Raw genomic sequence first — 23568 nt, 5'->3', positions numbered from 1 at the left:
GTCCGTGGGCCACCTGGCGTCCCGAGGTCCGCCAGGTGACCGCTGTCTCGAGTCCGACCGGTGTTCTCAGAGCCTGTCTTCGATCCTGGTCTTTGTCCTTGAAGCGGCGCAGCCGCTCAGCCCAGCCCGCACCGCCGCGGGTTCTCCGAGGCCACCCGGCGAGGACATCCCGTTCGACGTGAACCGGACGCGCGCAAGAACGGGATCCCGCAGCCAGGCGGCCTCTGGGGCTCCGCCACCCGCAGAACGAGTTCGACGGGCGGTTCCTCAGCGGTTCCCGAAGGACCGGAACCGGGAGAACAACCCGTGCCTGCTGCCGTTGCCGTTCGCGGTCACGGTCGGCTCCGGCTGCTCCTCACCGCGCAGCGCGGCGAGCTGGCGCAGCAGGTCGGCCTGCGCGTCGTCGAGCCGGGTCGGCACCACGACGTCCAGGTGCACGTGCAGGTCGCCGTGCCCGCTGACCTTGCCGTTGGAGCGCAGCTTCGGCAGGCCGCGACCGCTGAGCACGTGCTCGGTGCCGGGCTGCGTGCCGGGCTCGACGGTGAGCTCCTCCTGCCCGCCGTCGAGGGTCTCCAGCGTCAGCACGGTGCCCAGCGCGGCAGCGGTCATCGGCAGCTCGACGGTGCAGTGCAGGTCGGCGCCGTCGCGGGTGAACCGCTCGTGCGGCAGCTCCTCCACCTCGACGAACAGGTCGCCCGCCGGGCCGCCACCGGGCCCGACCTCGCCCTCGCCGGCCAGCCGGACGCGCATCCCGTCGCCGACGCCCGCCGGGATCTTGACCGTGATGGTGCGGCGCGCGCGGACCCGGCCGTCGCCGCTGCACTGCTGGCACGGGTCGGTGATGACCTCGCCGAAGCCGCGGCAGACCGGGCACGGGCGGGAGGTCATGACCTGGCCGAGGAACGACCGCTGCACCGACTGCACCTCGCCGCGGCCACCGCAGGTGTCGCAGGTCGACGGCGCGCTGCCCGCCTTCGAGCCGCCGCCGTCGCAGGAGTCGCAGAGCACCGCCGTGTCGACGGTGATGTCCCGGTTGACGCCGCTGGCGCACTCCTCCAGCGTCATCTCCAGGCGCAGCAGGGCGTCCGAGCCCGGCTGGACCCTGCTGCGCGGGCCGCGCCCGCCGCCACCGGCACCGCCGCCGAAGAAGGCGTCCATGATGTCGCCGAGCCCGCCGAAACCGGCGAACGGATCGCCGCCCATCCCGCCGCCGGCGCCGCCGCCGTTGCCCAGCGGGTCACCGCCGAGGTCGACGACCTGCCGCTTCTTCGGGTCGGACAGCACCTCGTAGGCGGTGGTCACCTCGCTGAACCGCTCCTGCGCGGCCTCGTCGGGGTTGACGTCCGGGTGCAATTCCCTCGCGAGCTTGCGGTACGCCCGCTTGATCTGCTCGGGCGTCGCGTCCCTGGACACGCCGAGAGTCGCGTAGTAGTCCCTGGCCACCTTCTCCGTACTTCCTCTGCTCGATCAACGAGTACACGCCGGTCCGGCTGGTGAAGCGTCACCGACCGACCAGGATCTCACCCACGTACCGGGCGACCGCCCGCACCGCCGCCATCGTGCCCGGATAGTCCATCCGGGTCGGCCCGACGACACCGAGGCCCCCAAGCACCATGCCATCTGAACCGTAACCGGTCGAAATCACCGAGGTCGTCTGCATCTCCTTGGCCTCGTTCTCCATCCCGATGCTGACCCGGACGGTGCCGGAGTCGCGGGAGGCGGCGAGCAGCTTGAGCACCACCACCTGCTCCTCCAGCGCCTCCATCACCTGGCGCAGCGAGTTGGGGAAGTCGGCGACGTTCGCGGTGAGGTTCGGGGTGCCGCCGAGCACCATCCGCTCCTCCGGGTGCTCCACCAGGGAGTCGATGAGCACGCTGCACACCCGCACCAGCGCGTCGCGCAGCTCCGCGGGGGCCTGCTCCGGCAGCTCGGCCACCGCCGCGGAGGCGTCGGCGAGCCGCTTCTCGGCCATCGTGGAGTTGAGCACGTTGCGCAGCCGCGCCACGTCGTCGTCGGTGATGACGTCGCCCAGGTCGACCATCCGCTGGTCGACGCGCCCGGTGTTGGTGATCAGCACCAGCATCAGGCGGGCCGGGGTGATGGTGACCACCTCGACGTGCCGCACGGTGGAGCGGGTCAGCGTCGGGTACTGGACGACGGCGACCTGGTGGGTGAGCTGGGCCAGCAGCCGCACGCTGCGCCGCATCACGTCGTCGAGGTCCAGCGCGCCTTCCAGGAAGGTGTGGATGGCGCGGCGTTCGGCGCTGGTCAGCGGTTTGATGTCGTGCAGGCGGTCGACGAACAACCGGTAGCCCTTGTCGGTGGGCACCCGTCCGGCGCTGGTGTGCGGCTGGACGATGAACCCGTCCTCCTCCAGCGCCGCCATGTCGTTGCGGACCGTTGCACTGGACACGCCGAGGTTGTGGCGATCGACGAGCGCCTTCGACCCGACCGGCTCCTTGGTCGAGACGTAGTCCGCGACGATCGCCCGCAGGACCTCGAACCGGCGTTCATCCGCGTTCACCCCGCGCCACCTCCTCCTGCACCAGCAGCAGCACCTGCCCAGCCCGATGCGCCCAGGCCCGGCCCGGGTCGCACCGACGAGTTTACGGTGTTGTTCGCCCAGGACCGAGCGCCGCAGGTCGGCACGGGTAGCCTGCCGGATGGCCGAGCGCCTGGCGGTCCCGGGCGGTGAGCCTGCCGTTCGCCAGGAGGTACCAGCACGTGATCTTCAAGGACGTCCGCGAGGGCCGGCCGTATCCGGAGCTCCGGATGTCCCTGCGGGACTGGGCCGCGGTGCCGCCGCGGCCGGTGCGGATGGAGGAGCTGGTCACCACGACCAAGGTCCTGCACCTGGATCGCCTGCTGAGCCCGGACTCGACCTTCTTCGGCGACCTGTTCCCGCACGTGGTCGCCTGGCGCGGCGAGCTGTTCCTGGAGGACGGTCTCCACCGGGCCCTCCGGGCGGCCCTGCACCAGCGGACGGTCCTGCACGCACGGGTCCTGGACCTGGACGTGCGATCCGTCACGCGATGAGGCGCTGGACCACTCCGTCGGCGAGCAGCCGGCCCCGGTCGGTGAGCACGCAGCGGCCTCGCGTCAGCGCTTCGCGATCCAGGAGGCCGTCGGCCACCGCCTGCTTGGCCGCGAGGGTTCCGGATTCGTCGAGGGCCGTCACCGGAAGTCCTTCCGCCACTCGGAGTTCCAGCATGATCCGCTCGATGCGCTGGTCTTCGGCGCTCAGCCGCTCGCGGCCCGCCGCCGGGGAGTCGCCTCGCGCCAGCAGGGCCGCGTAGCGGGCCGGGTGCTTGACGTTCCACCAGCGGACTCCGCCGACGTGGCTGTGCGCGCCCGGCCCGGCGCCCCACCAGTCGCCGCCCTGCCAGTAGCCGAGGTTGTGCCTGCACGCCGCCGCGCCGTCGCTCGCCCAGTTGGACACCTCGTACCAGCGCAGGCCGACTTCGGCGAGCGTCCGGTCGATGAGCTCGTAGCGGTCGGCGAGCACGTCGTCGTCGGGCATCGGGAGTTCGCCGCGGCGGACCTTGCGGGCCATCGCGGTGCCGTCCTCCACGATCAGCGCGTACGCCGAGACGTGGTCCACGCCGGTGCCCAGCACCGCCTCCAGCGAGCGGCGCAGGTCGTCGTCGGTCTCCCCCGGCGTGCCGTAGATCAGGTCGAGGTTGACGTGCTCGAAACCGGCCGCGCGCGCCTCGCGGGCCGCCGCCACCGCGCGTCCCGGCGTGTGCCTGCGCTCCAGGATCCGCAGCACGTGCTCGGCGGCCGACTGCATGCCGAGCGAAACACGCGTGTAACCGGCGGAGCGGATGGTGTCGAAGAACTCCGGCGAGGTCGACTCCGGGTTGGACTCGGTGGTGATTTCCGCCGCATCCGCCAGCCCGAAGGTGTCGCGGATCGCATCCAGGACCTCGCCCAGGCGTTGCGCGCCGAGCAGCGACGGGGTGCCTCCGCCGACGAACACCGTCTGCGCCGCGGGCACCAGCGCGCCCTCCGCCGACAGGACCCGCGCGCCCAGCTCCAGCTCGGCCCGCAAACCGTCCAGCCAGCTGCCGAAACTCGCCGATGAACCCAGCTCATCGGCGGTGTAGGTGTTGAAGTCGCAGTACCCGCAGCGGGTCGCGCAGAACGGCACGTGGACGTAGACCCCGAAGGGCCGCGAACCGAGCCCGGTCAGGGCCTCGGGCGGCAGGGTTCCGTCGGCCGGAGCGGGTTCGCCGGTGGGCAGTTGAGCAGGCACAGCACCACTGTCTCACCATTCGGATGGCCCTGGACCGGCCGGTGGGCGCGTGGCACGCTCCTTCACATGGGCGCAACATTGCCGAGGCTTCTGCTGGTCGCCCGCCGCTACGTGGACCTGCGGCGGGTCTCCAGCGCGCTCTGCCGCGCCACGGATTGATCCCGCGCTGCTGCACTGTCCAGCCGGCGCCGGGGCGCCGGGCAGTGCGATCCGTCACCGGATGACACGCGGCGCCGCTGCGCCCGAATCCCGGAGGTCGGACATGGTCCCCCCGACGGAAGCTGCCACCCGGCCCGCCCGCAAGCGCAAGACCCGCGGTGAGGGCCAGTGGGCGCTCGGCTACCGCGAACCGCTGAATCCCAACGAGCGCTCCAAGAAGGACGACAACCCGCTCAACGTCCGGCAGCGCATCGAGACGATCTACGCCCACGGCGGTTTCGACTCGATCGACCCGGCGGACCTGCGCGGCAGGTTCCGGTGGTGGGGCCTGTACACGCAGCGCGCGCCGGGCATCCCGGGCGCGCGCACCGGCACGATCGAGCCCGAGGAGCTCGACGACCGCTACTTCATGCTGCGGGTGCGCGTCGACGGCGGGGCGCTGACCACCGAGCAGCTGCGCACCATCGGTGAGATCTCGCAGACCTACGCGCGCGACACCGCCGACATCACCGACCGGCAGAACATCCAGCTGCACTGGGTGCGGGTGGAGGACGTGCCGACGATCTGGCAGAAGCTGGAGGGCGTCGGGCTGTCCACCACCGAGGCCTGCGGCGACTGCCCGCGCGTCGTGCTCGGCTCGCCGGTGGCCGGGATCGCCGCCGACGAGATCGTCGACGCCACCCCGGCGATCGCCGAGATCGCCGAGAAGTACATCGGCGACCGGTCGCTGTCGAACCTGCCGCGCAAGTTCAAGACCGCCATCAGCGGTTCGCCGCGCTGGGACACCGTGCCGGAGATCAACGACATCTCGCTGGTCGGCGTGGTGCACCCGGAGCACGGCCCCGGTTTCGACCTGTGGGTCGGCGGCGGCCTGTCCACCAACCCGAAGCTGGCCGTGCGGCTGGGCGCCTGGGTGCCGCTGGACGAGGCCGCCGAGGTGTGGCGCGCGGTGGTGGAGATCTTCCGCGACTACGGCTACCGGCGGCTGCGGCACCGGGCTCGGCTGAAGTTCCTGGTCAGCGACTGGGGTCCGGAGAAGTTCCGGCAGGTGCTGGAGGACGAGTACCTGGGCCGCAAGCTGATCGACGGCCCGGCGCCGGAGACGCCGACCGGGTACCGCGACCACATCGGGGTGCACCCGCAGGTCGACGGCAACTTCTACGTGGGCGCGAAGTCGCAGGCCGGTCGGGTCAGCGGTTCGACGCTGGTGGAGGTGGCCAAGGCCGCCGAGCGCGTCGGGTCGCGGCGGGTGCGCACCACCGTGGAGCAGAACCTGCTCGTGCTGGACGTCGCGCAGTCCGAAGTGGACGGTCTGGTCGCGGATCTCGGCGAGCTGGGGCTGCAGGTCGACCCGTCGCCGTGGCGGCGCAACGTGATCGCCTGCACCGGCATCGAGTTCTGCAAGCTGGCCATCGTGGAGACCAAGGAGCGGGCGATCGCCCTGGTCCACGAGCTGGAGAAGCGGCTGGCCGACATCCAGGGCGACATCGCCGACCCGGTGACGATCAACCTCAACGGCTGCCCGAACGCCTGCGCGCGCACCCAGGTCGCCGACATCGGCCTGAAGGGCCAGCTGGTGCCCGACGGCGAGGGCAACCAGGTGGAGGGCTTCCAGGTGCACCTGGGCGGCGGGCTCGGCGTCGACGCCGGGTTCGGCCGCAAGATCCGCGGCCACAAGGTCACCTCGGCCGCGCTCGGCGACTACGTGGAGCGCCTGGTCCGGAACTACCTGGCGCAGCGCGGCGACGGCGAGCGCTTCGCGCAGTGGGTCGCCAGGGCCGACGAGGACGACCTCAAGTGAGCCGGGCGACGCCGTTCTACTGCCCGTACTGCGGAGACGAGGACCTGACGCCCGAGGCCGAACCGGCCGGGGCGTGGAAGTGCCAGTCGTGCCAGCGAGTGTTCGCGGTGCGGCTCATCGGGCTTGCTCTGCTGGGAGGGGACGAACGACGATGACTGCCGACACCACCACGAACATCGGCACCCGGCGCGGCGACGACGAGCTGCGCGCTCTGGTCGATGCCGCCGACCTGGCCGAGGCCGGCGCCGAGGAGGCGCTGCGCTGGGCGGCGGAGAACTTCGGCGACAGCCTGATCGTCGCCTCGAACATGCAGGACGCGGTGCTGGTCGACCTGGCCGCCAAGGCCAAGCCCGGCGTGGACGTCCTGTTCCTGGAGACCGGCTACCACTTCGCCGAGACCATCGGCACCCGCGACGCCGTGGCGCAGGTCTACGACGTCACGATCGTCGACGCGCTCCCGGAGCAGACCGTCGCCGAGCAGGACGCCGCCGAAGGCCCGCGGCTGCACGAGCGGGACCCGAACCGCTGCTGCTTCCTGCGCAAGGTGGTGCCGCTGCGCAACACCCTGGCCCGCTACGAGGCGTGGGTGACCGGCGTGCGGCGGGTGGAGGCGCCGACCCGCGCGAACACCCCGGTCGTCACCTGGGACGAGCGCAACGGGCTGGTCAAGATCAACCCGCTGGCGGCCTGGTCCGACGAGGACATGCAGCGCTACATCGACGAGCACGGCGTGCTGGTGAACCCGCTGGTGGCGGCGGGCTACCCGTCGATCGGCTGCCAACCGTGCACGGCCAAGCCCGCACCGGGCGCCGACCCCCGCAGCGGCCGCTGGGCGGGCAGCGCCAAGACAGAGTGCGGGCTGCACGGCTGAAGAACATGCATCCCGACTCGTTTTGCGCAGCGGTGCCGGTAGCGGAACCTCAGCGACTGCGGGTGCCCGGCTTCGTGCATGCCGATGCACGGCAGCCGGGCCGTCCTCGCCAGGCGAACGCTGAGAACCCGCGGCGGTGCGAGCGCCGAGGGCGGGCTGAGCGGCTTCGCCGCTTCAAGGACAAGGACAACGCAGCCCCAGAACCCTGGGAGGGGACATGACCGCGATCGATGCCGAGGTCGAATTGCCGGGTGAGGCACCGCCGCAGGTGGACAACCTGGACGCGCTGGAGTCCGAGGCGATCCACATCTTCCGCGAGGTCGCCGGGGAGTTCGACCGGCCGGTGATCCTGTTCTCCGGGGGCAAGGACTCCACGGTGCTGGTGCACCTGGCGCTCAAGGCGTTCCGGCCGGCACCGGTGCCGTTCCCGCTGCTGCACGTCGACACCGGGCACAACTTCCCGGAGGTGCTGGCGTTCCGCGACGAGATCGCCGAGCGGCACGACCTGCGCCTGGTGGTCGCCTCGGTGCAGGACTACCTCGACGACGGCCGGCTGCAGGAGCGCCCGGACGGCACCCGCAACCCGCTGCAGACCACGCCGCTGCTGGACGCGATCGGCGACAACAGGTTCGACGCGGTGTTCGGCGGCGGTCGCCGCGACGAGGAGCGGGCGCGCGCGAAGGAGCGGATCTTCAGCCTGCGCAACGCGTTCGGCCAGTGGGACCCGCGCCGCCAGCGCCCCGAGCTGTGGAACCTCTACAACGGCAGGCACCGGCCGGGCGAGCACGTGCGGGTGTTCCCGCTGTCGAACTGGACCGAGCTGGACATCTGGCGCTACATCCAGCGGGAGAAGATCGAGCTGCCGGACATCTACTACGCGCACCGCCGCGAGGTGTACCAGCGCGACGGCATGTGGCTGACCTCCGGGCCGTGGGGCGGGCCGCGCGAGGGCGAGGTGCCCGTGCTCAAGACGGTCCGGTACCGCACGGTCGGCGACGGTTCCTGCACCGGCGCGGTGGAGTCCGAGGCGTACACGGTGGACGACGTGATCGCCGAAGTCGCGGCCAGCCGCCTCACCGAGCGCGGCGCGACCCGCGCGGACGACCGGATCTCGGAAGCGGCGATGGAAGACCGCAAGCGCGAAGGCTACTTCTGACAAAGAGGGTGTGGACTCATTTTGCGCAGCGGTGCCGGTAGCGGAACCTCAGCGCCCGCCTGGACTGCGGGTGCCCGACTTTATGTATGGCCAATACACGGCAGTCGGGCCGTCCTCGCCTGGCGAACGCTGAGAACCCGCGGCGGTGCAAGCGCCGTAGGTGGCTAAACGCCTCCGGCGTTTTCAAAGACAAAGACCAGACCACACTCAAGGACGGGCTCTGATGTCGTGAGCGGTCATGTCGCTCCGCCGACGACCACCGATCACGCCCCGGAAACAGGAACGGGTTCCCCATGACCGAGACCACGACCCGCACCGCGCCGGACAGCGGCACCGAGGTGACGCTGCCGGTGCAGACCGACCTGCTCCGGCTGGCCACCGCCGGTTCCGTAGACGACGGCAAGAGCACCCTGGTCGGGCGGCTGCTGCACGACACCAAGTCGGTGCTGGCCGACCAGCTCGACGCCGTGCACCGCGCCAGCGCCGACCGCGGCCTGGCCACGCCGGACCTGTCGCTGCTGGTCGACGGGCTGCGGGCGGAGCGCGAGCAGGGCATCACCATCGACGTGGCCTACCGCTACTTCGCCACCCCGAAGCGCTCCTTCGTGCTGGCCGACACGCCCGGACACGTCCAGTACACCCGGAACACCGTCACCGGCGCTTCGACCGCGCAGCTGGCGGTGCTGCTGGTGGACGCGCGCAACGGCGTCGTCGAGCAGACCCGGCGGCACGCGGCGGTGCTGGCGCTGCTGGGCGTGCCGCAGCTGGTGCTGGCGGTGAACAAGATCGACATGGTCGACTTCGACGAGGCGGTGTTCACCCGCATCGCCACCGAGTTCGCCGAGCACGCCCGCGCGCTGGGATACCGGGACGACGCCGTGGTGACCATCCCGGTGTCGGCGCTGCTCGGCGACAACGTGGTGGAGCACTCGGCGAACACGCCGTGGTACGAGGGCCCGTCGCTGCTGGAGCACCTGGAGCGGGTGCCGGTCGCGCCGGACCCGCACGACGCGCCGTTCCGGCTTCCGGTGCAGTACGTGATCCGCCCGCGCACCGCCGAGCACCCGGACTACCGCGGCTACGCCGGCCAGGTGGCGGCGGGCGTCGTCGCCGAGGGCGACGAGGTCGTCGTGCTGCCCGCCGGGGTGCGCACGCGGGTGTCCAAGGTGGACACCCCGAACGGCCCGAAGCCGCGCGCCGCCGCCGGTCACTCGATCACCCTGCTGCTGGCCGACGACGTCGACATCTCGCGCGGTGACCTGATCGCCGCCGCCGACACCGCGCCGGAGCTGACCGACGAGCTCGACGCCACGGTGTGCTGGCTGGCGGAGAAGCCGCTGAAGCCGGGCGCGAAGGTGCTGGTCAAGCACGGCACGCGCACCGCCCAGGCGATCGTCACCGAGCTGTCGGCCCGCTTCGACGAGCAGCGCCTGTCCAGTGTGGATGCTCCGGATTCGCTGCAGCTCAACGAGATCGGCCGGGTGCAGCTGCGCACCTCGGAACCGCTGCCGGTGGACACCTACGCGGCCAGCCGCCGCACCGGCTCGTTCCTGGTGATCGACCCCGCCGACGGCACCACGCTGGCGGCCGGCCTGATCGGGGTGCCGCTGGCACCGTTCGCGGCGCGATGACCGCACCGCTGGTGGCCGTCGCCCACGGCAGCCGCGACCCGCGCTCGGCCGCGACCATCCACGCCCTGCTGGACGTGGTGCGCGCGAAGCGCCCGGACCTCGACGTGCGCGTGGCGTTCCTGGACCTGTCGGCACCGCGCTTGGGCGACGTGCTCAGCGCGGTGCACGGCGACGGCCACGACACGGCAGTGGTCGTCCCGCTCCTGCTCGGCCGCGCCTTCCACGCGCGCGTGGACGTCCCGGCGGCCGTGGCCGAGGCCGAGCGGCGCCACCCGCGCCTCCAGGTCCGCGTGTCCGACGTCCTGGGCCCGGATCCGCGTCTGGACGCCGCGGCCTGGCGACGCCTGCTCGAAGCCGGAGCGGATCCCGAGGACCCGGAACTCGGCGTCCTGCTGGCCGGCGCGGGCTCCTCGCACGCCCCGGCCAACCAGCTGGTCGCCGACGTCGCCGAGCGCTGGCAGGAGAAGACGTCCTGGGCGGGAGCGATGGCGACCTTCGCGGCGGCGGCCGATCCGGCGGTCCCGGCGGCGATCGAGCGCCTCCGAGCCCGCGGCGCCCGCCGGATCGCGGTCGCCTCCTGGTTCCTGGCCCCCGGCCTCCTCCCGGACCGCATCACGGCCCAAGCGCGCGCCCACGCGCAGAGCCCGGTGATCGCGACCCCGATGGCCGACGACGAAGACCTGGCCGAGCTGATCACCACCCGCCACGCCGAGGCACTCGGAACTCCGCACCTGTCCGTCGCCTTATGACCCGGCCGGACCCGGCATGAATGCGCCAGACCACTCCTCCGGGGGAGCGGGTTCGGCCGAAAAGACGTCCGGCTGAGCAAAAGACGACAACTCGGGTCTGGTGGGCAACGTCCGGGGCATGATGGCGCTCGTGTCCACCAGCTGGGTACACGATGACCGGCAGCGACCCGGAACACCCCGACATCCCAGGTCGCTGCCGGACCCGTCTTGGCAGCCTCCCGCGAGCGCCGCGTGATCCCGCAACCGCACCTGATCGCGCGAGTGCGCCCCGAGTTCGCCCGCGGCGAGCGGGACATGTGCTGCCACTTCTTCCCGCTGCCCGCGCAAGGCGTCGTGCCCGAGGTGCTGCGCGCCTACTGCGGGTTCGACATCCACCCCGGCGAGGCCGAATCCCTGGAGGAGCCCGCCGGCATGCCATGCCTCGGTTGCCTGATGGCCGCCGTGCTGCCCTGACCCCGGGAGTCGGGCAAAAGCGGCTGATCACCCGTTAACGGTGAGTTGTTCTTCCGAACACTAAACTTCACCCCATGTGGTCATGAGAGAGTTTGATATCAGTGTCTGGACGGGGAACCGGCCGCTCCCTGTGTCCGTCGGATCCGCCAGACCCGCGCTATCGAGTGACCGCCGTGGTGTGGGGGCGATCAATGCAAGGCTGGATGAGGAGTCGGGGACAACAGCGCGAGATGAACACGACGCAGCAGCCGAATCGACCGGTCATCACGCCCGCGATGCGGGAGCAGGCCACCAAGCAGCCCAACACCTGGTTGTACGTGGTCGACCCGATCTTCACCGATCCGAACGCCGAGGTGCCGCCGTGGGGCTTCATCGGCGGCTACCGGGTCGACGAGCAGGGCGAGATCACCGACGACTTCTCCCCCAATCCGAACTACCGCCCGTCGCCGGTCGCGCTGCGGCTGCCCGCGCCGACCAACGACGTCGAACGCGCCCTCCAGCTGACCACCACCGGCTACGCGCAGGGCCACGCGCTGCTGACCGCGATGCTCGACGCCGAGCTGATCCTGTTCGCGCAGCCGCAGGGCACCGGTCTGTTCACGATGGAGCACGAGTCCGGTCGCAGGCAGCTGCAGGTCTTCACCTCCGAGAACTTCCTCCCGCCCAACTGGACCAGCTGGCAGCGGATGACCGGCCGCCAACTGGCCGGGCACAACCCGGCGGGCATCGACATCCAGGTGAACCCCACCAGCCCGGTCAAGGCGCGGCTGCCCGCCGAGGACCTGATCAAGGCCGCCGCCGCGGTGCCGCCGAAGCCCGGCGGCGCCCCGGTGCCCTCCCCCGCGACCGGCACCCCGGTGATCGCGCCGCCGTCCCCGCCCACCGGCACGCCGGTGCCGCCCGGAGCGGCCGCCGCGCCGGTGGAGCCGCCCGCGCCGACGGCGATCGACCCGACCGAGACGGAGTTCGGCCGCCGCTTCATCGGGTCGGTGCTGGCCGGGGCGATCGGCGACGCGCTGGGCGCACCGGTGGAGTTCTACCCGGTGGACCAGATCCGCAGCCGCTTCGGCGCGATGGGCGTCACCGAGTACGACCGCACCGGTGACCAGCCCGGCGAGTTCACCGACGACACCCAGATGGCGCTGTTCACCCTGGAAGGACTGATCCGCGGCCACATCGCGGTCCGGGCCGGGGCCAGCAGCCCGCTGTCGGCGATCCAGCTGGCCTACCAGCGCTGGTTGCACACCCAGGGCTACGCGTGGATGCGGGCCGCCGGGCCGTTCGCCATCAGCCATCCCAAGCCGAACGGCTGGCTGGTCGAGCAGCACGACCTGTTCGCGGTGCGCTCGCCGAACAGCAGCTGCATCACCGCGCTGCGCGAATTCGCCTCGGTCGGCGCGCCCGGCACCTTCGAGCGGCCGATCAACGACTCGCCCGACTGCGGCGGCGTGGTGCGCGCCGCCCCGGTCGCGCTGTGGGCCGAGGACCCGAAGCAGGTCTTCGAGCTCGCCGCCGCGACCGCGGCGCTGACCTACTCGCAGCCCAACGGCTACCTGCCCGCCGGCGTGCTCGCGGTGATCGTCCACCAGCTGCTGCGCGAGGCGACGCTGGAGGACGCGGTGCGGCACGCCCGCGAGCTGCTGGTCCAGTACGCCGACCACGAGGACACCGACCGCGCGCTGCAGGCCGCCGAAGACCTCGCCCAGCAGGGAAAACCGAGCCCCGAGCAGCTCAAGGACACGCTCGGCGGCGGCTGGGCCGGGCACGAGGCGCTGGCGATCGCGGTGTGCGCGGCGCTGAGCACCGACAGCATCGCCGCCGCGCTGATGGTGGCGGTCAACCACTCCGGCGACAGCGACTCCACCGGCGCGATCTGCGGCAACATCGTCGGCGCCCGCTACGGCGCGCCCGCGCTGCCCGGCGTGTGGCTGCGCGACCTCAAGCAGCGCGAGATCGTCGAGACCCTGGCCAAGGACGCGCTGCTGGAGTTCGGCCCGACTCCGCCCAGCGGCGACGCCTGGACGGCGCGCTACCCGGCGGCCAAGGACGTCTCCGACCTGGAGTTCGCCTCGGCGCTGCCGCTGGCCTCGGAGAAGGCCGCCGCCGAGCCCGCGGCTCCGGTCGCCGAGCCGGCGGAACCGGCCGCCGCTGCCGAGGAGTCCCCGGTCGACGAGGAGACCACGTCGATCAGCGAGGAACAGCTGGCGGCGGTCGCCGAGAGCATCGCAGCTGCTCCGGCCGCCGAAGAACCCGCAGTCGCCGAAGAGCCCGCGGCGGACCCGGTCGCCGAAGAGGAATCCGAACCGGTCGCCGACGAGGAACCCGCTGCTGAGACGGTCGCCGAGACGGCCCCGGAGCCGGAGATCGCCGACGAGCCGAGCGCCGAGCAGGACGCTCCGGCCGTCGACCCGGCGGAGCTGCACGCGCAGCGGATCTTCGGCTTCCTGCTCGGCGGCGCCGCGGGCGACGCCCTCGGCTACCCGATCGAGGACGACTCGCTGCAGGACATCCGCCGCAAGTACGGCTCGGGCGGGCTGACCGACTTCGTCGACGCGCACCGCCCCGGCGGTTCGGTCAGCGACGAGACCCAGATGACGCTGTTCACGCTGGAAGGCCTGATCCGGGCGAGCATCCGCCGTCGGCTGTTCGGCGAGAACGAGCCGGCCACCCAGGTCCAGCACGCCTACCAGCGCTGGCTGCACACCCAGGGCTTCGACTGGAAGGAGGCCGGCGGCCCGCTGGCCACCACGCCGCCGGACGGCTGGCTGATCCGGCAGAAGGGCCTGTTCGTCCGCCGCGCACCGGGCACCACGTGCATACAGGCGCTGCACGGCTACGCCAACGGCAAACCGCAGGGCTCGTTCAGCAACCGGCTCAACGACTCCAAGGGCTGCGGCGGCGTGATGCGGGCGGCCCCGGCCGCGCTGTGGTCGTCCGATCCCACCGAGGTGTTCCAGGTCGGGGCGATGACCGCGGTGCTCACGCACGGCAACCCGAGCGGCTACCTGCCCGCCGGTGCGCTGGCGGTGATCGTCCAGCAGCTGCTGGACGGCCGCTCGCTGCCCGAAGCGGTGGACGGCGCGCTCACCCAGCTGTCCACTTGGGACGGTCACGAGGAGACGTCGGCGGCGCTGCGCGCTGCGGTCGAGCTCGCCGCGGGCGACCCGAGCCCGGAGCAGCTCCAGGAGGTCCTCGGTGACGGCTGGTTCGGCGAGCAGGCGCTGGCGATCGCGGTGTGCGCGGCGCTGGCCCACCCGCAGTCGTTCGCCGATGCGGTCGTGCTGGCCGCCAACCACTCCGGCGACAGCGACTCCACCGCCGCGATCTGCGGCAACATCATGGGCGCTGCGCTGACCGCGGAGGCGATCCCGCAGACCTGGCGGGACAAGCTGGAGCTGCGCGAGGTCATCGAGCAGCTGGCCACCGACGCGATCCGCGAGTTCGGCCCGAACCCGCCGCGCGACGCCGACTGGCTGGACCGCTACCCGATCGGGACCGCCGAGCCCGCCGTCGCCGAACCCGCACCTGCCGAACCGGCCGTCGCGGAAGCCGTCGTCGCCGAACCCGCACCCGCGGAACCGGCCGTCGCCGAACCCGCACCCGCCGAACCGGCCGTCGCCGAACCCGCACCCGCCGAACCGGCCGTCGCGGAGCCCGCACCCGCCGAAGAACCGGCCCTTGCACCCGTCGAGGAGCACGTCGTCGCCGAACCCGAGCCCGAGACGGTCGCCGAACAGCCCGCACCCGCCGAGCCCGCGCCCGACCCGGTCCCGGAACCGCCCGCGGCCGAACCGGTCGACGACGCCGACGACGGGCTCTCCGACGAGGAGCTGCGGCTGCTCATGGCCTGGCGGAAGTTCCGCGACAACGAGGACGGCACCTCCGCGGATCTCACCCAGGACCTGCACAAGCTGCTCGTCGAGGCCTTCGGCCCGGAACGCGCGGCGCAGCTGATCGGCGAGGCCACCGAGATCGGGGACGAGCCCGAGCTGGTCGCCGAGACCCAGGTCCAGCTCGGCCGCGACGAGCGGCTGGCCGGCTGCGTGCTGGGCACCGCGGTCGGCGACGCGCTCGGCGCGCCGTGGATGTTCGCCGACCTGAGCACCATCCTGCGCGAGAACCCGGAAGGCGTCCGGACCATGGCCGAGGCGTTCGGCACCCGGGCGGCGGCGACCGCGCACGGCCAGCAGACCGCGTTCGTGCTGGAAGGCCTCATCCGCAGCCGCATCCGCTCGGTACTGCGCGGGGTCAGCGCGCACTGGCCGTCGATGGTGCGCGGAACCCTGCTGCACTGGATGCACACGCAGGGCGTGAAGCTGCGCAGCGGCGTCTTCCAGCTCGGCGTGCTCGCCGAGACCGAGGTCCTGCACGCGCAGCGGTTCCCGGACGAGGCGACGCTGACCGCGCTGGCCCGCTCCTCCGACCGCCGCGAGGTCCCGACGCCGAGCAACCCGCCGAACTCGGCGCGCACCGCCGCAGCCGCGGTGCGCGGCGCCGCGGTCGGCTTCGAGTTCACCTCGCCGCAGGACGCGATCATCCACGGCGCGGAGATCGCCGCGGTCACCCACGGCCACCCGGACGGCTACCTGTCCGCCGGTGCGCTCGCAGGACTGGTGTGCTCGCTGAACAACGGGCAGACCCTGATCGACGCGGTGCACTCGGTGCTCGCCGAGCTCGACCAGATGGAGGTCGCGGAGGGCATCACGCAGGGACTGCGCTCGGCGATCGAGATCGTCGGCAGCGGGCCGGTCTCGCCGACCCGCTTCGAGGAGCTGGGACTGGGCTGGCACGCGCCGGAGGCGCTGGCGATCGCCGTCGCCTCGGCGCTGGCGCACCCGAACTCCTTCGCCGACGCGGTCTCGCTGGCGGCCACCCACTCCGGCAACACCGCGGCCAGCGCGGCCATCTGCGGCAGCCTGCTCGGCGCCGCACGCGGCACCGAGCAGATCCCCGCCGACTGGTTGGAGGAGCTCGAACTGCGGGAGGTCCTCACCCAGCTGATCACCGACGAGCAGCGGGCCCGCACCGAGATCTTCACCGACCAGCCGGTGCCCGACTGGGCGCAGCGCTACCTCGGATAGCCCGCGTGGACGAATCCCGGTTGGACGACTCGGAACGAGCACTGCTGGCCGCCTGGCGCGCGGCGCGCGCCGGTGAGCGGCACCGCGACCCGGTGGAGCAGCGGCTGCTGGAGACCTGGCGGCAGTGGCGGGAGCGGCCCGCCACCCGGCCGCTGTGGGCGACGGCCCTGCAGCACCGGCTCGGCGACGAGTCACCACCGGTTCCGGCCACCGGGCTGGCCGACCGCGACGGCCCGCTGCCCGAAGCCCCCGGCCGCGTGCTGGGCATGCTGCTGGGGGGCGCGGTGGGCGAGTTCGTCGCCCTCGGCGAGGTCGGACACCGCACCGGTGCGCTGCTCTTCGCACTGGAGGGCCTGATCCGCGCGCACACGCAGGCGCGCGCGTCCGGCGACGGCGAACCGCTCGGCTTCGCGCTCAGCGGTCTGCGCCGCTGGATGCACACCCGAGGTGTCCCGTGGCAGGACTGCGGGACCGACATCGCGCACCCGAACGGCTGGCTGGTCCGCGAACGGCTGCTGCACTCCCCCCGCACCGACGAACCGACGATGCTCACCGCGCTGGCGCGCGTCGCCGCCGGGCACGCTCCGGGATCGCGGAAGCACCCCATCAACAGCTCCGACTCGGCCACCGCCGTGCCGCTGGGCGCGCTCGCAGCGCTGTGGTCGGGCGATCCGGGCACCGTCTTCGCGCTGGGCGGCGACCTCGCCGCGCTCACCCACGGACACGTCAAGGGGCACAGCCCGGCCAGCGTCCTGGCCACCGCGATGCTGTGGCTGCTGCGCGGCAACTCGCTGGAAACCTCGCTGCGGCAAGGAATTTCCGGGTGGCAGTCGGCCCGCACCACCCTCTCGCACGCGCTGCGCCTCGGGCTCGTCAGCCCGGCAGGCTCCCATCCGGGCCCGGCGAACCTGGACGCCATGCAGTCCGGCCGCAGCGGACTGGCCGCCCTGGCGATCGCGATGCGCGTGGCACTGGCCTGCGAGGACGACTTCGCCGCGGCCGTCCGCTCGGCGAGCGATCACAGCGGTGACACCGCCAGTTCCGCGATGCTGTGCGGGCAGCTGCTCGGCGCGCTGCACGGCCCGACCGCCATCCCCGCGGAACTGCTCGACGAGCTGCCGATCACCGCGCTGGTCGAGCGGATCGCCGGTGACGCGGCGGCGGAGTTCGGTCCCTACCCGGACGAGTCCGACGGCTGGGAGCTGCGCTACCCGACCACCGACACCGCCGAACCCGCACCGTCCACAACGGACTACCGCACCGGGCTGACCGCGGTGCCCCGGCTGGCCGCGTCCCGCGACCGGTTCCTGGGCGCGGTGCTGGGCTGCGCGGTCGGCGAAGCCCTCGGCATCCCGGTGGCCGCGGACAGCTGGGACGAGATCCGGTCCCGGCACGGCGCGGAGGGCCTGACCGGCTACGTCCCCGCCGGGCACCCCTCCGGCCGCCTCGGCAGCGACACCCAGCTGCTGCTGTTCTCGCTGGAAGGCACCATCCGGGCCAACATCAGCCGCCGCACCACCGGCACCGCCGACCCGACCCGGCACATCCAGCACGCCTACCAGCGCTGGCTGCACACCCAGCACCTGAGCTGGCCGCGCGCGGCGGGCGAATTCCTGCGCGGCACGCCCGAACCGGACGGCTGGCTGGTCCAGCAGCGCGCGCTGTTCCAGACCCGCAACCCGGGCCGGACGATGATGCGCACGCTGATCGCCTTCGCCAAGGGCCAGCAGCCGATGGGCACCCCGGAGCAGCCGGCCAGCGACTCGCCGGGCAGCAGCGCGATCATGCGCGCGGTGCCCGCGGCGCTGTGGAGCAGCGATCCGGCCGAGGTGTTCGACGTCGGCATGCGCACCGCGGCGCTGACCCACGGCCACCCGACGGCCCGCCTCAGCGCGGGCGCGCTGGCCTTCCTGGTGTCCCGGCTGCTGGCCGGCGAATCGCTGGCCGCCGCCGTGGACGACGTGCTGGGCCAGCTCGCCCCGCACTCCGGGCACGACGAGGTCACGCGCCGGATCGGCACCGCGGTCCGGCTGGCGCGCGAAGGCCGGGTGCCGCCGGAGGACCTGGAGCGCAGCCTCGGAACCGGCTCGACGGCGGCCGAATCCCTGGCCATCGGCCTGTACGCGGCGATGATCAGCGACGGGGACTTCGACGCCGCACTGCCGGTGGCGGTGAACCACTCGGGCAACAGCGCGACCACCGGAGCCGTCTGCGGCAGCCTGGTGGGCGCGGTGGCCGGAGCACGGCGCATCCCGGAGCGCTGGACGGCGGAGCTGGAGCTGCACGAGGTGATCGAACGCCTCGCGCACGACGCGGTCCTGGAGTTCGGCCCCCGCCCGCCGGCGTGGGCCGACCGCTACCCGCCGACCTGACCGGTGGGGCGTGGAGCGCCGGCTCCACGTCGAGTCCCCCAGCCACCAGTGCTGGGCGCGGAACCGGCTACCTCTCATCGGCCTCCCGGTCGGCGGCTTCGTTGGCGCGGTCGATCTCGGCCATGTTCTCCTCCGCCCGGTTCCGCAGCACCGCGAGCGCGGCTTCCAGGGAGAGCCCGAGTCCGGTGAGCCGGTAGAAGACCCGCGGCGGCACGGTCGGTTCGACCCGGCGCGCCACCAGCCCGTCGCGGGTCAGGCTTCGCAGCGTCCCGGACAGCACCGGGTCATCGCCCCGGACCTGCGGGGCTTCGGTGCCAGCGCACGTGCCGCCGAGGGTTACGACGCAGGCACCCTGGCCGCTGACGCCGGAGGGCTGCTCGACGCGCTCGGCGAGCCCTCGGCAGCGGTGGTCGGCATCGACGCGGGCACCGCCCCCGCCGTCCTGCTCGCGCTGCGCCGACCAGACCTCGTCCGGCGCCTGGTCGTGATGGAGGCGCTGCTCGGCCGCTTGCCCGGAGCAGAGCACGTCGTCGCGGGCGGTGCCCCGTGGTGGTTCGGCTTCCACGCCGTCCCCGGCCTCGCCGAGACCGTCCTGGCCGGCAACGAGGCCCCGTACATCGACTGGTTCCTCGACTCGGGAACGCTCGGTCGAGGAGTACCCGACGACATCCGTGCTGCCTTCGTCCACGCGTACACCGGGACCGAGGCCCTGCGCTGCGCGTTCGCCTACTACCGGGCCCTGCCCACCAGCGCGCAGCAGATCCAGGACGCCGTCACGACGGCTCGGCTGACCATGCCCACCATGACCATCGGCTCGCACCCCGTCGGCACCGGGCTCGAGCACCAACTCCGCCCCATCGCCGACGACCTGGTCGGACACCACCTCCAGGACTGCGGCCACATCATCCCGCTCGACCGCCCCGACGCGTTGTTCGCGCTCCTCGCTCCCTTCCTCGCCGCCGATCCGCCGGAATGACCGAACGGCGGTGCGGGCGTTGGCACCAGCCCGGGCCGAGCCCGGAACTGCGGAAACCGGTGCGACGTGGATCACTGGCCGGTCTGTGGTTAGCGCGGTTAACGTGCCTGTCATGGATGAACTCGTGCACCTCGCGGTGGCCGACGGCGTCGCCACGATCACCCTGGACTCGCCGCACAACCGCAACGCCCTGTCCACCCGGCTGCGCCGGGAGCTGCGGGAGCACCTGACGACCGCGATCGCCGACGACGCGGTGCGCGTGATCGTCCTGGACCACACCGGGCCGGTGTTCTGCGCCGGGATGGACCTCAAGGAATCGCGCTCGGCCGACGCCGAGAACCAGGGCGTGCAGGAGTTCCCGGCGATCCTGCAGCAGATCTGGACCAGCCCGAAGCCGGTCGTGGCCAAGCTCGCGGGCCCGGCCCGCGCCGGCGGGGTGGGCATCATCGCGGCCTGCGACATCGCCGTCTCGGTGGACACCGCCACCTTCGCGTTCTCCGAGGTGCGCATCGGCGTGGTGCCCGCGGTGATCTCGGTGACCGTGCTGCCCCGGCTGACCACCCGCCAGGCGCACGAGCTGTTCCTCACCGGCGAGACCTTCGACGCCCGCCGCGCCGCCGACATCGGCCTGATCAACTCCGCGGTGCCCGCCGACGGCCTCGACGCGGAGGTCAAGCGCTACGCGGACATGCTCGCCCTCGGCGCCCCGAAGGCCCTCGCCGCGACCAAGGAGATGCTGACCGCCCAGCGCCCGGCGGCGATGACCGAGGCGTTCGACCAGATGCTGGAGCTCTCGGCCGAGTACTTCGCGGGCGAGGAAGGGCAGGAAGGCATGCGGGCCTTCGCCGAGAAGCGCAAGCCCTCCTGGGTCCCGGACGCCCTCAAGTGACCTGACGGCTCAAGCGCCTTCGCCACTGAGATCCCACGGACCATCCGCGCCCGCCATCAGCAGGTCAGGGATGATCGTCACCTGAAACGGGAACTCAGTGGTGAAGGCGTTCTCTCCGACAGCGTCCTGAACCACGCGGTAGTCGCCGCCGTCCAGCCGAAGTTCGAGCATCCTCGCCGCCTCCAGCAATGGGTTGACGACCCAGTACGCCGGGATCCCGAAGTCCGCCTGCTCGCGTGCCTTCGTGTTGTAGTCGCGGAAGAAGCTGCTTTCGGAAACGACCTCGATAGCGAGCAACGGCGGTGCTGTGAGGCGCGGCTTCGAGAAGTTCTTGGTCTCAAGAACGACTACGTCCGGAATGCGGTGGTGCGTGCGTTGAAGTCGATACCAGCTCCCTGCAGAGCGAGGTACCCCTTCGGTGCGATCACGTAGTTGAAGTATCCGCACAGGCCTCGATCAGCGAATGCCCGCTGAGTGGCGCTGGAGACACGTCAAGCGTCCTGTCGACCAGCTCGTAGCGGCGCCCGTCGTCGGGTAGCTGCTTCAGGTCGTCGACGGTCATCGGCTCGTGCTCACGACGCTCATACCGCCTCCTGTTCTGCACAGCAGCCAGTATTGCGACAGGCGGGTTTCCCGATCGAGCGATCAGCGCTCGGTGAGCACCGAGGTGAAGGTCCGGCCGCAGATCGGGTGCTCCGCCGCGTCGCGCAGGACCGCCTTGATCCGGCCGAAGGCCTTCGGATCGTGCGCGGCCAACGTCTGGGCGCCCGACCAGATCAGCACGTGCTCGCCCTCGGACAACCAGGACAGGTCGGTCAGGCAGTCGTAGAGGGCGTCGAGGTTGCGGCCGGTCCACTCCGGGAAGTTCAGCACCGCCGCGATGCCTTCCAGCGTGGTGCGCTTGCTGGTCAGGTCCGAACCGTCGAGGACGTGCGCGGTCGCCCCGCGTTCCTCTGCTTCTCGCGCGGCCTCGCGCGCCGTGATGTCGGCGGAGGGCATTTCCACCTCGCTCACCGGCTGCTCCTTCCGCACCCTGCTGGCCCATTTAGTCGCAAACATCGCACTCAACCCGTGGTGTCGACAACCACGAAAGACTCGTAGTGATCGCTGGTGTAGTAAAGCTCAGAACGGTCGCCGGTGACCAGCCGTCGGGCTCCGCGATCTCGGGAACCCGGCGTCGGCACGGTGTACTCGTGGTAGTAGCCCGCCTTCTCGTCGGGCAGGACGCCCTCCCGGTTGCCGAAGACCGTCCCGTCCTTGTTCGGGTACGGGAACGGCCCGCCGCTCTGGATCAGCTTCCAGGTCTGGCCGGCTTCCGGCGGCAGCGAGGACAGCTCCTGGATCGGCAGGCCGGATTCGGCGCCGGGAACCGCCGCCGCGGGCTGGCTCCCGGCGGGCGGGGCGTCGGTGACGGCGTAGTCGCGGACGAACCAGCCGACGACGACCAGGGCGATGAGCCCGATCAGCGCGGTCGAGATGCGCTTGCGCGAGGTCACGCCGTCTCCTTCCGGCCCCGGGCGGATTTGCCGTCGCGGCGGCCGACCGGGGGCTCGGCGTCGCTGACGCGGGTGAGCTTCGCGCCCAAACCGTCGATGCCGCGGTCGATCACGCGAGCCAGGCCCCAGCACAGCGGCAGCAGCACGGCGAAGACCAGCGTCACCTGCAGCGGGTAGGGCAGCTGCACGAGCCACAGCTCGACGCCGTCGTACCACTCGACAAGCCACTCCAACACAAGGCGCCAGGGTACGCCCGGCCCGGTGGGCCGCTGCGGCACCCCGCCCGATCGGGACGAACGGCACTCCGCACGAAATGTCCGACCCGAGCCATCTAGCGCCATCATGGCTTGATCTGGCACCAAAGTGGTGCCATTCTTATGCCATGTGGAGCCGGAGAGGGGTCCGGCCCCACCCCGGACTTCCGCCCAGCAGAGGGGAAAACCATGACGACGACGCTCGCCGAACGGTGGGGCATCGATCAGCGGCACTTCTGGATGCACGGCGAGCAGCCCGCGCAGCCGGTGCGCCATGACGAGGCGAGGAAGCTGTGGGCCGTCTCCGGCTACCAGGAGGCGGTTCAGGTCATCGGCGACCCGCAGCGGTTCTCCTCCGACCTGGTGCCGCTGCTGCCGATCGACATCGACCCGGCGCTCACCGACGGCAACCTGATCCAGATGGACCCGCCCGGTCACCGCGAACTGCGCACCCTCGTCAGCCACGCCTTCACCAGGAAGGTGGTGGCCGATCTCGAACCGCGGATCGCCGAGGTCACCGGCGAACTGCTCGACGAAGTCACCGGGCAGGACCGGTTCGACCTGGTCACCGCGCTCGCCTACCCGCTACCGGTGATCGTCATAGCCGAGCTGCTGGGCGTTCCCGCGAGCGATCAGCAGCTGTTCAAGGAATGGGCGCACGCGCTGTTCGCCAGCCAGGCCGAGCTCTCGATGAACGAGGACGACCTGGCGGAGCAGGAAGCCGGCATGTCGGAGCAGAACCGGCCCGCGGCGGAGATGGGCGAGTACCTGCTGGCGCACGCCGCCGAGCGGCGCAGCAAGCCCAGGGAAGACCTGCTGACCAAGCTGGTCGAGGCGGAGGTCGACGGCAAGGGCCTCACCGACGCCCAGCTGGCCAACTTCGCGAGCCTGCTGCTGCTCGCCGGGCACGTCACCACCACGATGCTGCTGGGCAACACCGTGCTCTGCCTGGACGCGCACCCGGAGCAGCTGGCGCGGCTGCGGGCCGACCGCGCGCTGCTGCCCGGCGCGATTGAGGAGTCGGTGCGCTTCATGACCCCGTTCACCGCGCTCTACCGGGCGACCACCACCGAGGTGGAGATCGCCGGTCAGCGGATCCCGGAGAAGCAGGTCGTCACGGTGCAGCTCGCGGCGGCGAACCGGGACGCGCGCCAGTGGGCCGACCCGATGACCTTCGACATCACCCGCGACCCGAACCCGCACCTGGGATTCGGCCGCGGCATCCACTTCTGCCTGGGCGCACCGCTGGCCAGGCTGGAGGGCCGCGTCGCGCTGAACCTGCTGCTGGACCGCTTCCCGGCCCTGCGCACGGACCCGACGACACCGCTGAAGTTCATGTCGTCGCCGGACGCGATGGGAGTCAGCGAGCTGACGCTGCTGACGTCGTGAGCGGGTGAGGTTCGTGAGCGGTCCGGGGCGCTGCGG

General features: G+C 72.0%; 22 protein-coding genes and 1 pseudogene. 14 read left to right on the top strand and 9 right to left on the bottom strand.

All coding sequences use genetic code 11. From position 1 onward, the window contains the following. Positions 1 to 267: 267 nt before the first annotated feature. Complete coding sequence (gene dnaJ, locus C4T78_RS28360) at positions 268 to 1443, bottom strand: molecular chaperone DnaJ (RefSeq protein ID WP_093351693.1); 1176 nt, start codon at positions 1441 to 1443, stop codon at positions 268 to 270. Between the two features lie 58 nt (positions 1444 to 1501). Continuing rightward, complete coding sequence (gene hrcA / locus C4T78_RS28355) at positions 1502 to 2524, bottom strand: heat-inducible transcriptional repressor HrcA (RefSeq protein ID WP_093152160.1); 1023 nt, start codon at positions 2522 to 2524, stop codon at positions 1502 to 1504. Positions 2525 to 2691: 167 nt separating this feature from the next. Here hrcA and C4T78_RS28350 point away from each other — a divergent pair, with 167 nt between their 5' ends. Then, positions 2692 to 3036 carry a type II toxin-antitoxin system VapB family antitoxin gene (locus tag C4T78_RS28350; protein WP_258958371.1) on the top strand — a complete coding sequence of 115 codons (345 nt, stop codon included), beginning with the start codon at positions 2692 to 2694 and terminating at the stop codon, positions 3034 to 3036. On the opposite strand, the gene hemW is transcribed toward C4T78_RS28350, so the two are convergent. Next, on the bottom strand, positions 3026 to 4255 hold the full coding sequence (gene hemW / locus C4T78_RS28345) for a radical SAM family heme chaperone HemW (protein ID WP_093351690.1): 1230 nt from the start codon (positions 4253 to 4255) through the stop codon (positions 3026 to 3028). The two genes, C4T78_RS28350 and hemW, sit on opposite strands and share 11 nt — an antisense overlap. Positions 4256 to 4321: 66 nt before the next feature. Here hemW and C4T78_RS37335 point away from each other — a divergent pair, with 66 nt between their 5' ends. From C4T78_RS37335 to C4T78_RS28305, 10 genes are all read left to right on the top strand, one after another. Next, positions 4322 to 4414 (top strand): putative leader peptide, encoded by a 93-nt coding sequence (locus C4T78_RS37335; protein ID WP_309599294.1) that lies wholly within the window; start codon positions 4322 to 4324, stop codon positions 4412 to 4414. 103 nt (positions 4415 to 4517) lie between these two features. Then, positions 4518 to 6215 carry a nitrite/sulfite reductase gene (locus tag C4T78_RS28340; protein ID WP_093351688.1) on the top strand — a complete coding sequence of 566 codons (1698 nt, stop codon included), beginning with the start codon at positions 4518 to 4520 and terminating at the stop codon, positions 6213 to 6215. Then, complete coding sequence (locus tag C4T78_RS36575) at positions 6212 to 6370, top strand: hypothetical protein (protein WP_177247560.1); 159 nt, start codon at positions 6212 to 6214, stop codon at positions 6368 to 6370. Before C4T78_RS28340 ends, C4T78_RS36575 begins: the two co-directional genes overlap by 4 nt. Then, entirely contained in the window at positions 6367 to 7086 is a 720-nt protein-coding gene (locus C4T78_RS28335) for a phosphoadenylyl-sulfate reductase (RefSeq protein WP_093351686.1), read from the top strand. The genes C4T78_RS36575 and C4T78_RS28335 overlap by 4 nt, the downstream gene beginning before the upstream one ends. A 217-nt stretch (positions 7087 to 7303) precedes the next feature. After that, positions 7304 to 8242: a sulfate adenylyltransferase subunit CysD gene (cysD, locus tag C4T78_RS28330; RefSeq protein WP_093351683.1), complete on the top strand. Its 939-nt coding sequence runs from the start codon at positions 7304 to 7306 to the stop codon at positions 8240 to 8242. Between the two features lie 293 nt (positions 8243 to 8535). Beyond that, positions 8536 to 9873, top strand: a complete 1338-nt coding sequence (locus C4T78_RS28325) for a sulfate adenylyltransferase subunit 1 (protein ID WP_235863487.1) — start codon at positions 8536 to 8538, stop codon at positions 9871 to 9873. After that, entirely contained in the window at positions 9870 to 10622 is a 753-nt protein-coding gene (locus C4T78_RS28320) for a sirohydrochlorin chelatase (RefSeq protein ID WP_093351681.1), read from the top strand. Before C4T78_RS28325 ends, C4T78_RS28320 begins: the two co-directional genes overlap by 4 nt. Before the next feature lie 207 nt (positions 10623 to 10829). Further along, the gene (locus C4T78_RS28315; protein WP_235863486.1) at positions 10830 to 11075 is read left to right on the top strand and encodes a hypothetical protein; all 246 of its coding nucleotides are present in this window, start codon (positions 10830 to 10832) and stop codon (positions 11073 to 11075) included. 230 nt (positions 11076 to 11305) lie between these two features. Next, positions 11306 to 16156, top strand: a complete 4851-nt coding sequence (locus tag C4T78_RS28310; protein WP_093351678.1) for a type VII secretion system-associated protein — start codon at positions 11306 to 11308, stop codon at positions 16154 to 16156. Positions 16157 to 16161: 5 nt separating this feature from the next. Then, positions 16162 to 18528 (top strand): ADP-ribosylglycohydrolase family protein, encoded by a 2367-nt coding sequence (locus tag C4T78_RS28305; protein WP_093351675.1) that lies wholly within the window; start codon positions 16162 to 16164, stop codon positions 18526 to 18528. Positions 18529 to 18595: 67 nt separating this feature from the next. On the opposite strand, the pseudogene C4T78_RS37170 reads toward C4T78_RS28305, so the two are convergent. Then, positions 18596 to 18808: pseudogene (locus C4T78_RS37170) on the bottom strand (winged helix-turn-helix transcriptional regulator); the annotation flags it as partial. A gap of 6 nt (positions 18809 to 18814) precedes the next feature. On the opposite strand from C4T78_RS37170, the gene C4T78_RS28295 reads away from it, so the two are divergent. Both C4T78_RS28295 and C4T78_RS28290 read left to right on the top strand, forming a co-directional pair. After that, positions 18815 to 19504: an alpha/beta fold hydrolase gene (locus tag C4T78_RS28295; protein ID WP_235863508.1), complete on the top strand. Its 690-nt coding sequence runs from the start codon at positions 18815 to 18817 to the stop codon at positions 19502 to 19504. 112 nt (positions 19505 to 19616) lie between these two features. Then, positions 19617 to 20393 carry an enoyl-CoA hydratase family protein gene (locus tag C4T78_RS28290; protein ID WP_093351673.1) on the top strand — a complete coding sequence of 259 codons (777 nt, stop codon included), beginning with the start codon at positions 19617 to 19619 and terminating at the stop codon, positions 20391 to 20393. Between the two features lie 9 nt (positions 20394 to 20402). Here C4T78_RS28290 and C4T78_RS28285 read toward each other — a convergent pair whose 3' ends face one another. From C4T78_RS28285 to C4T78_RS28270, 5 genes are all read right to left on the bottom strand, one after another. Next, positions 20403 to 20840 carry a Uma2 family endonuclease gene (locus C4T78_RS28285; RefSeq protein WP_235863485.1) on the bottom strand — a complete coding sequence of 146 codons (438 nt, stop codon included), beginning with the start codon at positions 20838 to 20840 and terminating at the stop codon, positions 20403 to 20405. Beyond that, positions 20818 to 20955, bottom strand: coding sequence for a hypothetical protein (locus tag C4T78_RS37165; protein WP_235863512.1), 138 nt, complete (start codon positions 20953 to 20955; stop codon positions 20818 to 20820). The genes C4T78_RS28285 and C4T78_RS37165 overlap by 23 nt, the downstream gene beginning before the upstream one ends. Positions 20956 to 21038: 83 nt before the next feature. Continuing rightward, a complete protein-coding gene (locus C4T78_RS28280) occupies positions 21039 to 21407 on the bottom strand; it encodes a barstar family protein (protein ID WP_235863484.1) in 369 nt (122 codons plus the stop codon). A 50-nt stretch (positions 21408 to 21457) separates the two neighbouring features. After that, complete coding sequence (locus tag C4T78_RS28275; protein ID WP_093351671.1) at positions 21458 to 21889, bottom strand: guanyl-specific ribonuclease; 432 nt, start codon at positions 21887 to 21889, stop codon at positions 21458 to 21460. Beyond that, positions 21886 to 22125 (bottom strand): hypothetical protein, encoded by a 240-nt coding sequence (locus tag C4T78_RS28270; RefSeq protein WP_093351669.1) that lies wholly within the window; start codon positions 22123 to 22125, stop codon positions 21886 to 21888. The genes C4T78_RS28275 and C4T78_RS28270 overlap by 4 nt, the downstream gene beginning before the upstream one ends. 207 nt (positions 22126 to 22332) lie before the next feature. Between C4T78_RS28270 and C4T78_RS28265 the strand changes: the two genes are divergently transcribed. Next, positions 22333 to 23532: a cytochrome P450 gene (locus tag C4T78_RS28265; protein ID WP_093351666.1), complete on the top strand. Its 1200-nt coding sequence runs from the start codon at positions 22333 to 22335 to the stop codon at positions 23530 to 23532. Positions 23533 to 23568 lie beyond the last annotated feature (36 nt).

This window comes from Saccharopolyspora kobensis (assembly GCF_900108315.1).
GTDB classification, from domain to species: domain Bacteria; phylum Actinomycetota; class Actinomycetes; order Mycobacteriales; family Pseudonocardiaceae; genus Saccharopolyspora; species Saccharopolyspora kobensis.
The sequence above is the reverse complement of the archived record's forward strand: the minus strand, read 5'-3'. Positions and strand labels throughout refer to the sequence as shown.

Coding starts and splice junctions, on each gene's coding strand:
- C4T78_RS28290 (WP_093351673.1), top strand. CDS start 19,617: ATGGATGAACTCGTGCACCTCGCGGTGGCCGACGGCGTCGCCACGATC.
- C4T78_RS28320 (WP_093351681.1), top strand. CDS start 9,870: ATGACCGCACCGCTGGTGGCCGTCGCCCACGGCAGCCGCGACCCGCGC.
- C4T78_RS37165 (WP_235863512.1), bottom strand. CDS start 20,955: ATGACCGTCGACGACCTGAAGCAGCTACCCGACGACGGGCGCCGCTAC.
- C4T78_RS28265 (WP_093351666.1), top strand. CDS start 22,333: ATGACGACGACGCTCGCCGAACGGTGGGGCATCGATCAGCGGCACTTC.
- C4T78_RS28310 (WP_093351678.1), top strand. CDS start 11,306: ATGAACACGACGCAGCAGCCGAATCGACCGGTCATCACGCCCGCGATG.
- C4T78_RS28325 (WP_235863487.1), top strand. CDS start 8,536: ATGACCGAGACCACGACCCGCACCGCGCCGGACAGCGGCACCGAGGTG.
- cysD (WP_093351683.1), top strand. CDS start 7,304: ATGACCGCGATCGATGCCGAGGTCGAATTGCCGGGTGAGGCACCGCCG.
- C4T78_RS28335 (WP_093351686.1), top strand. CDS start 6,367: ATGACTGCCGACACCACCACGAACATCGGCACCCGGCGCGGCGACGAC.
- C4T78_RS37335 (WP_309599294.1), top strand. CDS start 4,322: ATGGGCGCAACATTGCCGAGGCTTCTGCTGGTCGCCCGCCGCTACGTG.
- C4T78_RS28340 (WP_093351688.1), top strand. CDS start 4,518: ATGGTCCCCCCGACGGAAGCTGCCACCCGGCCCGCCCGCAAGCGCAAG.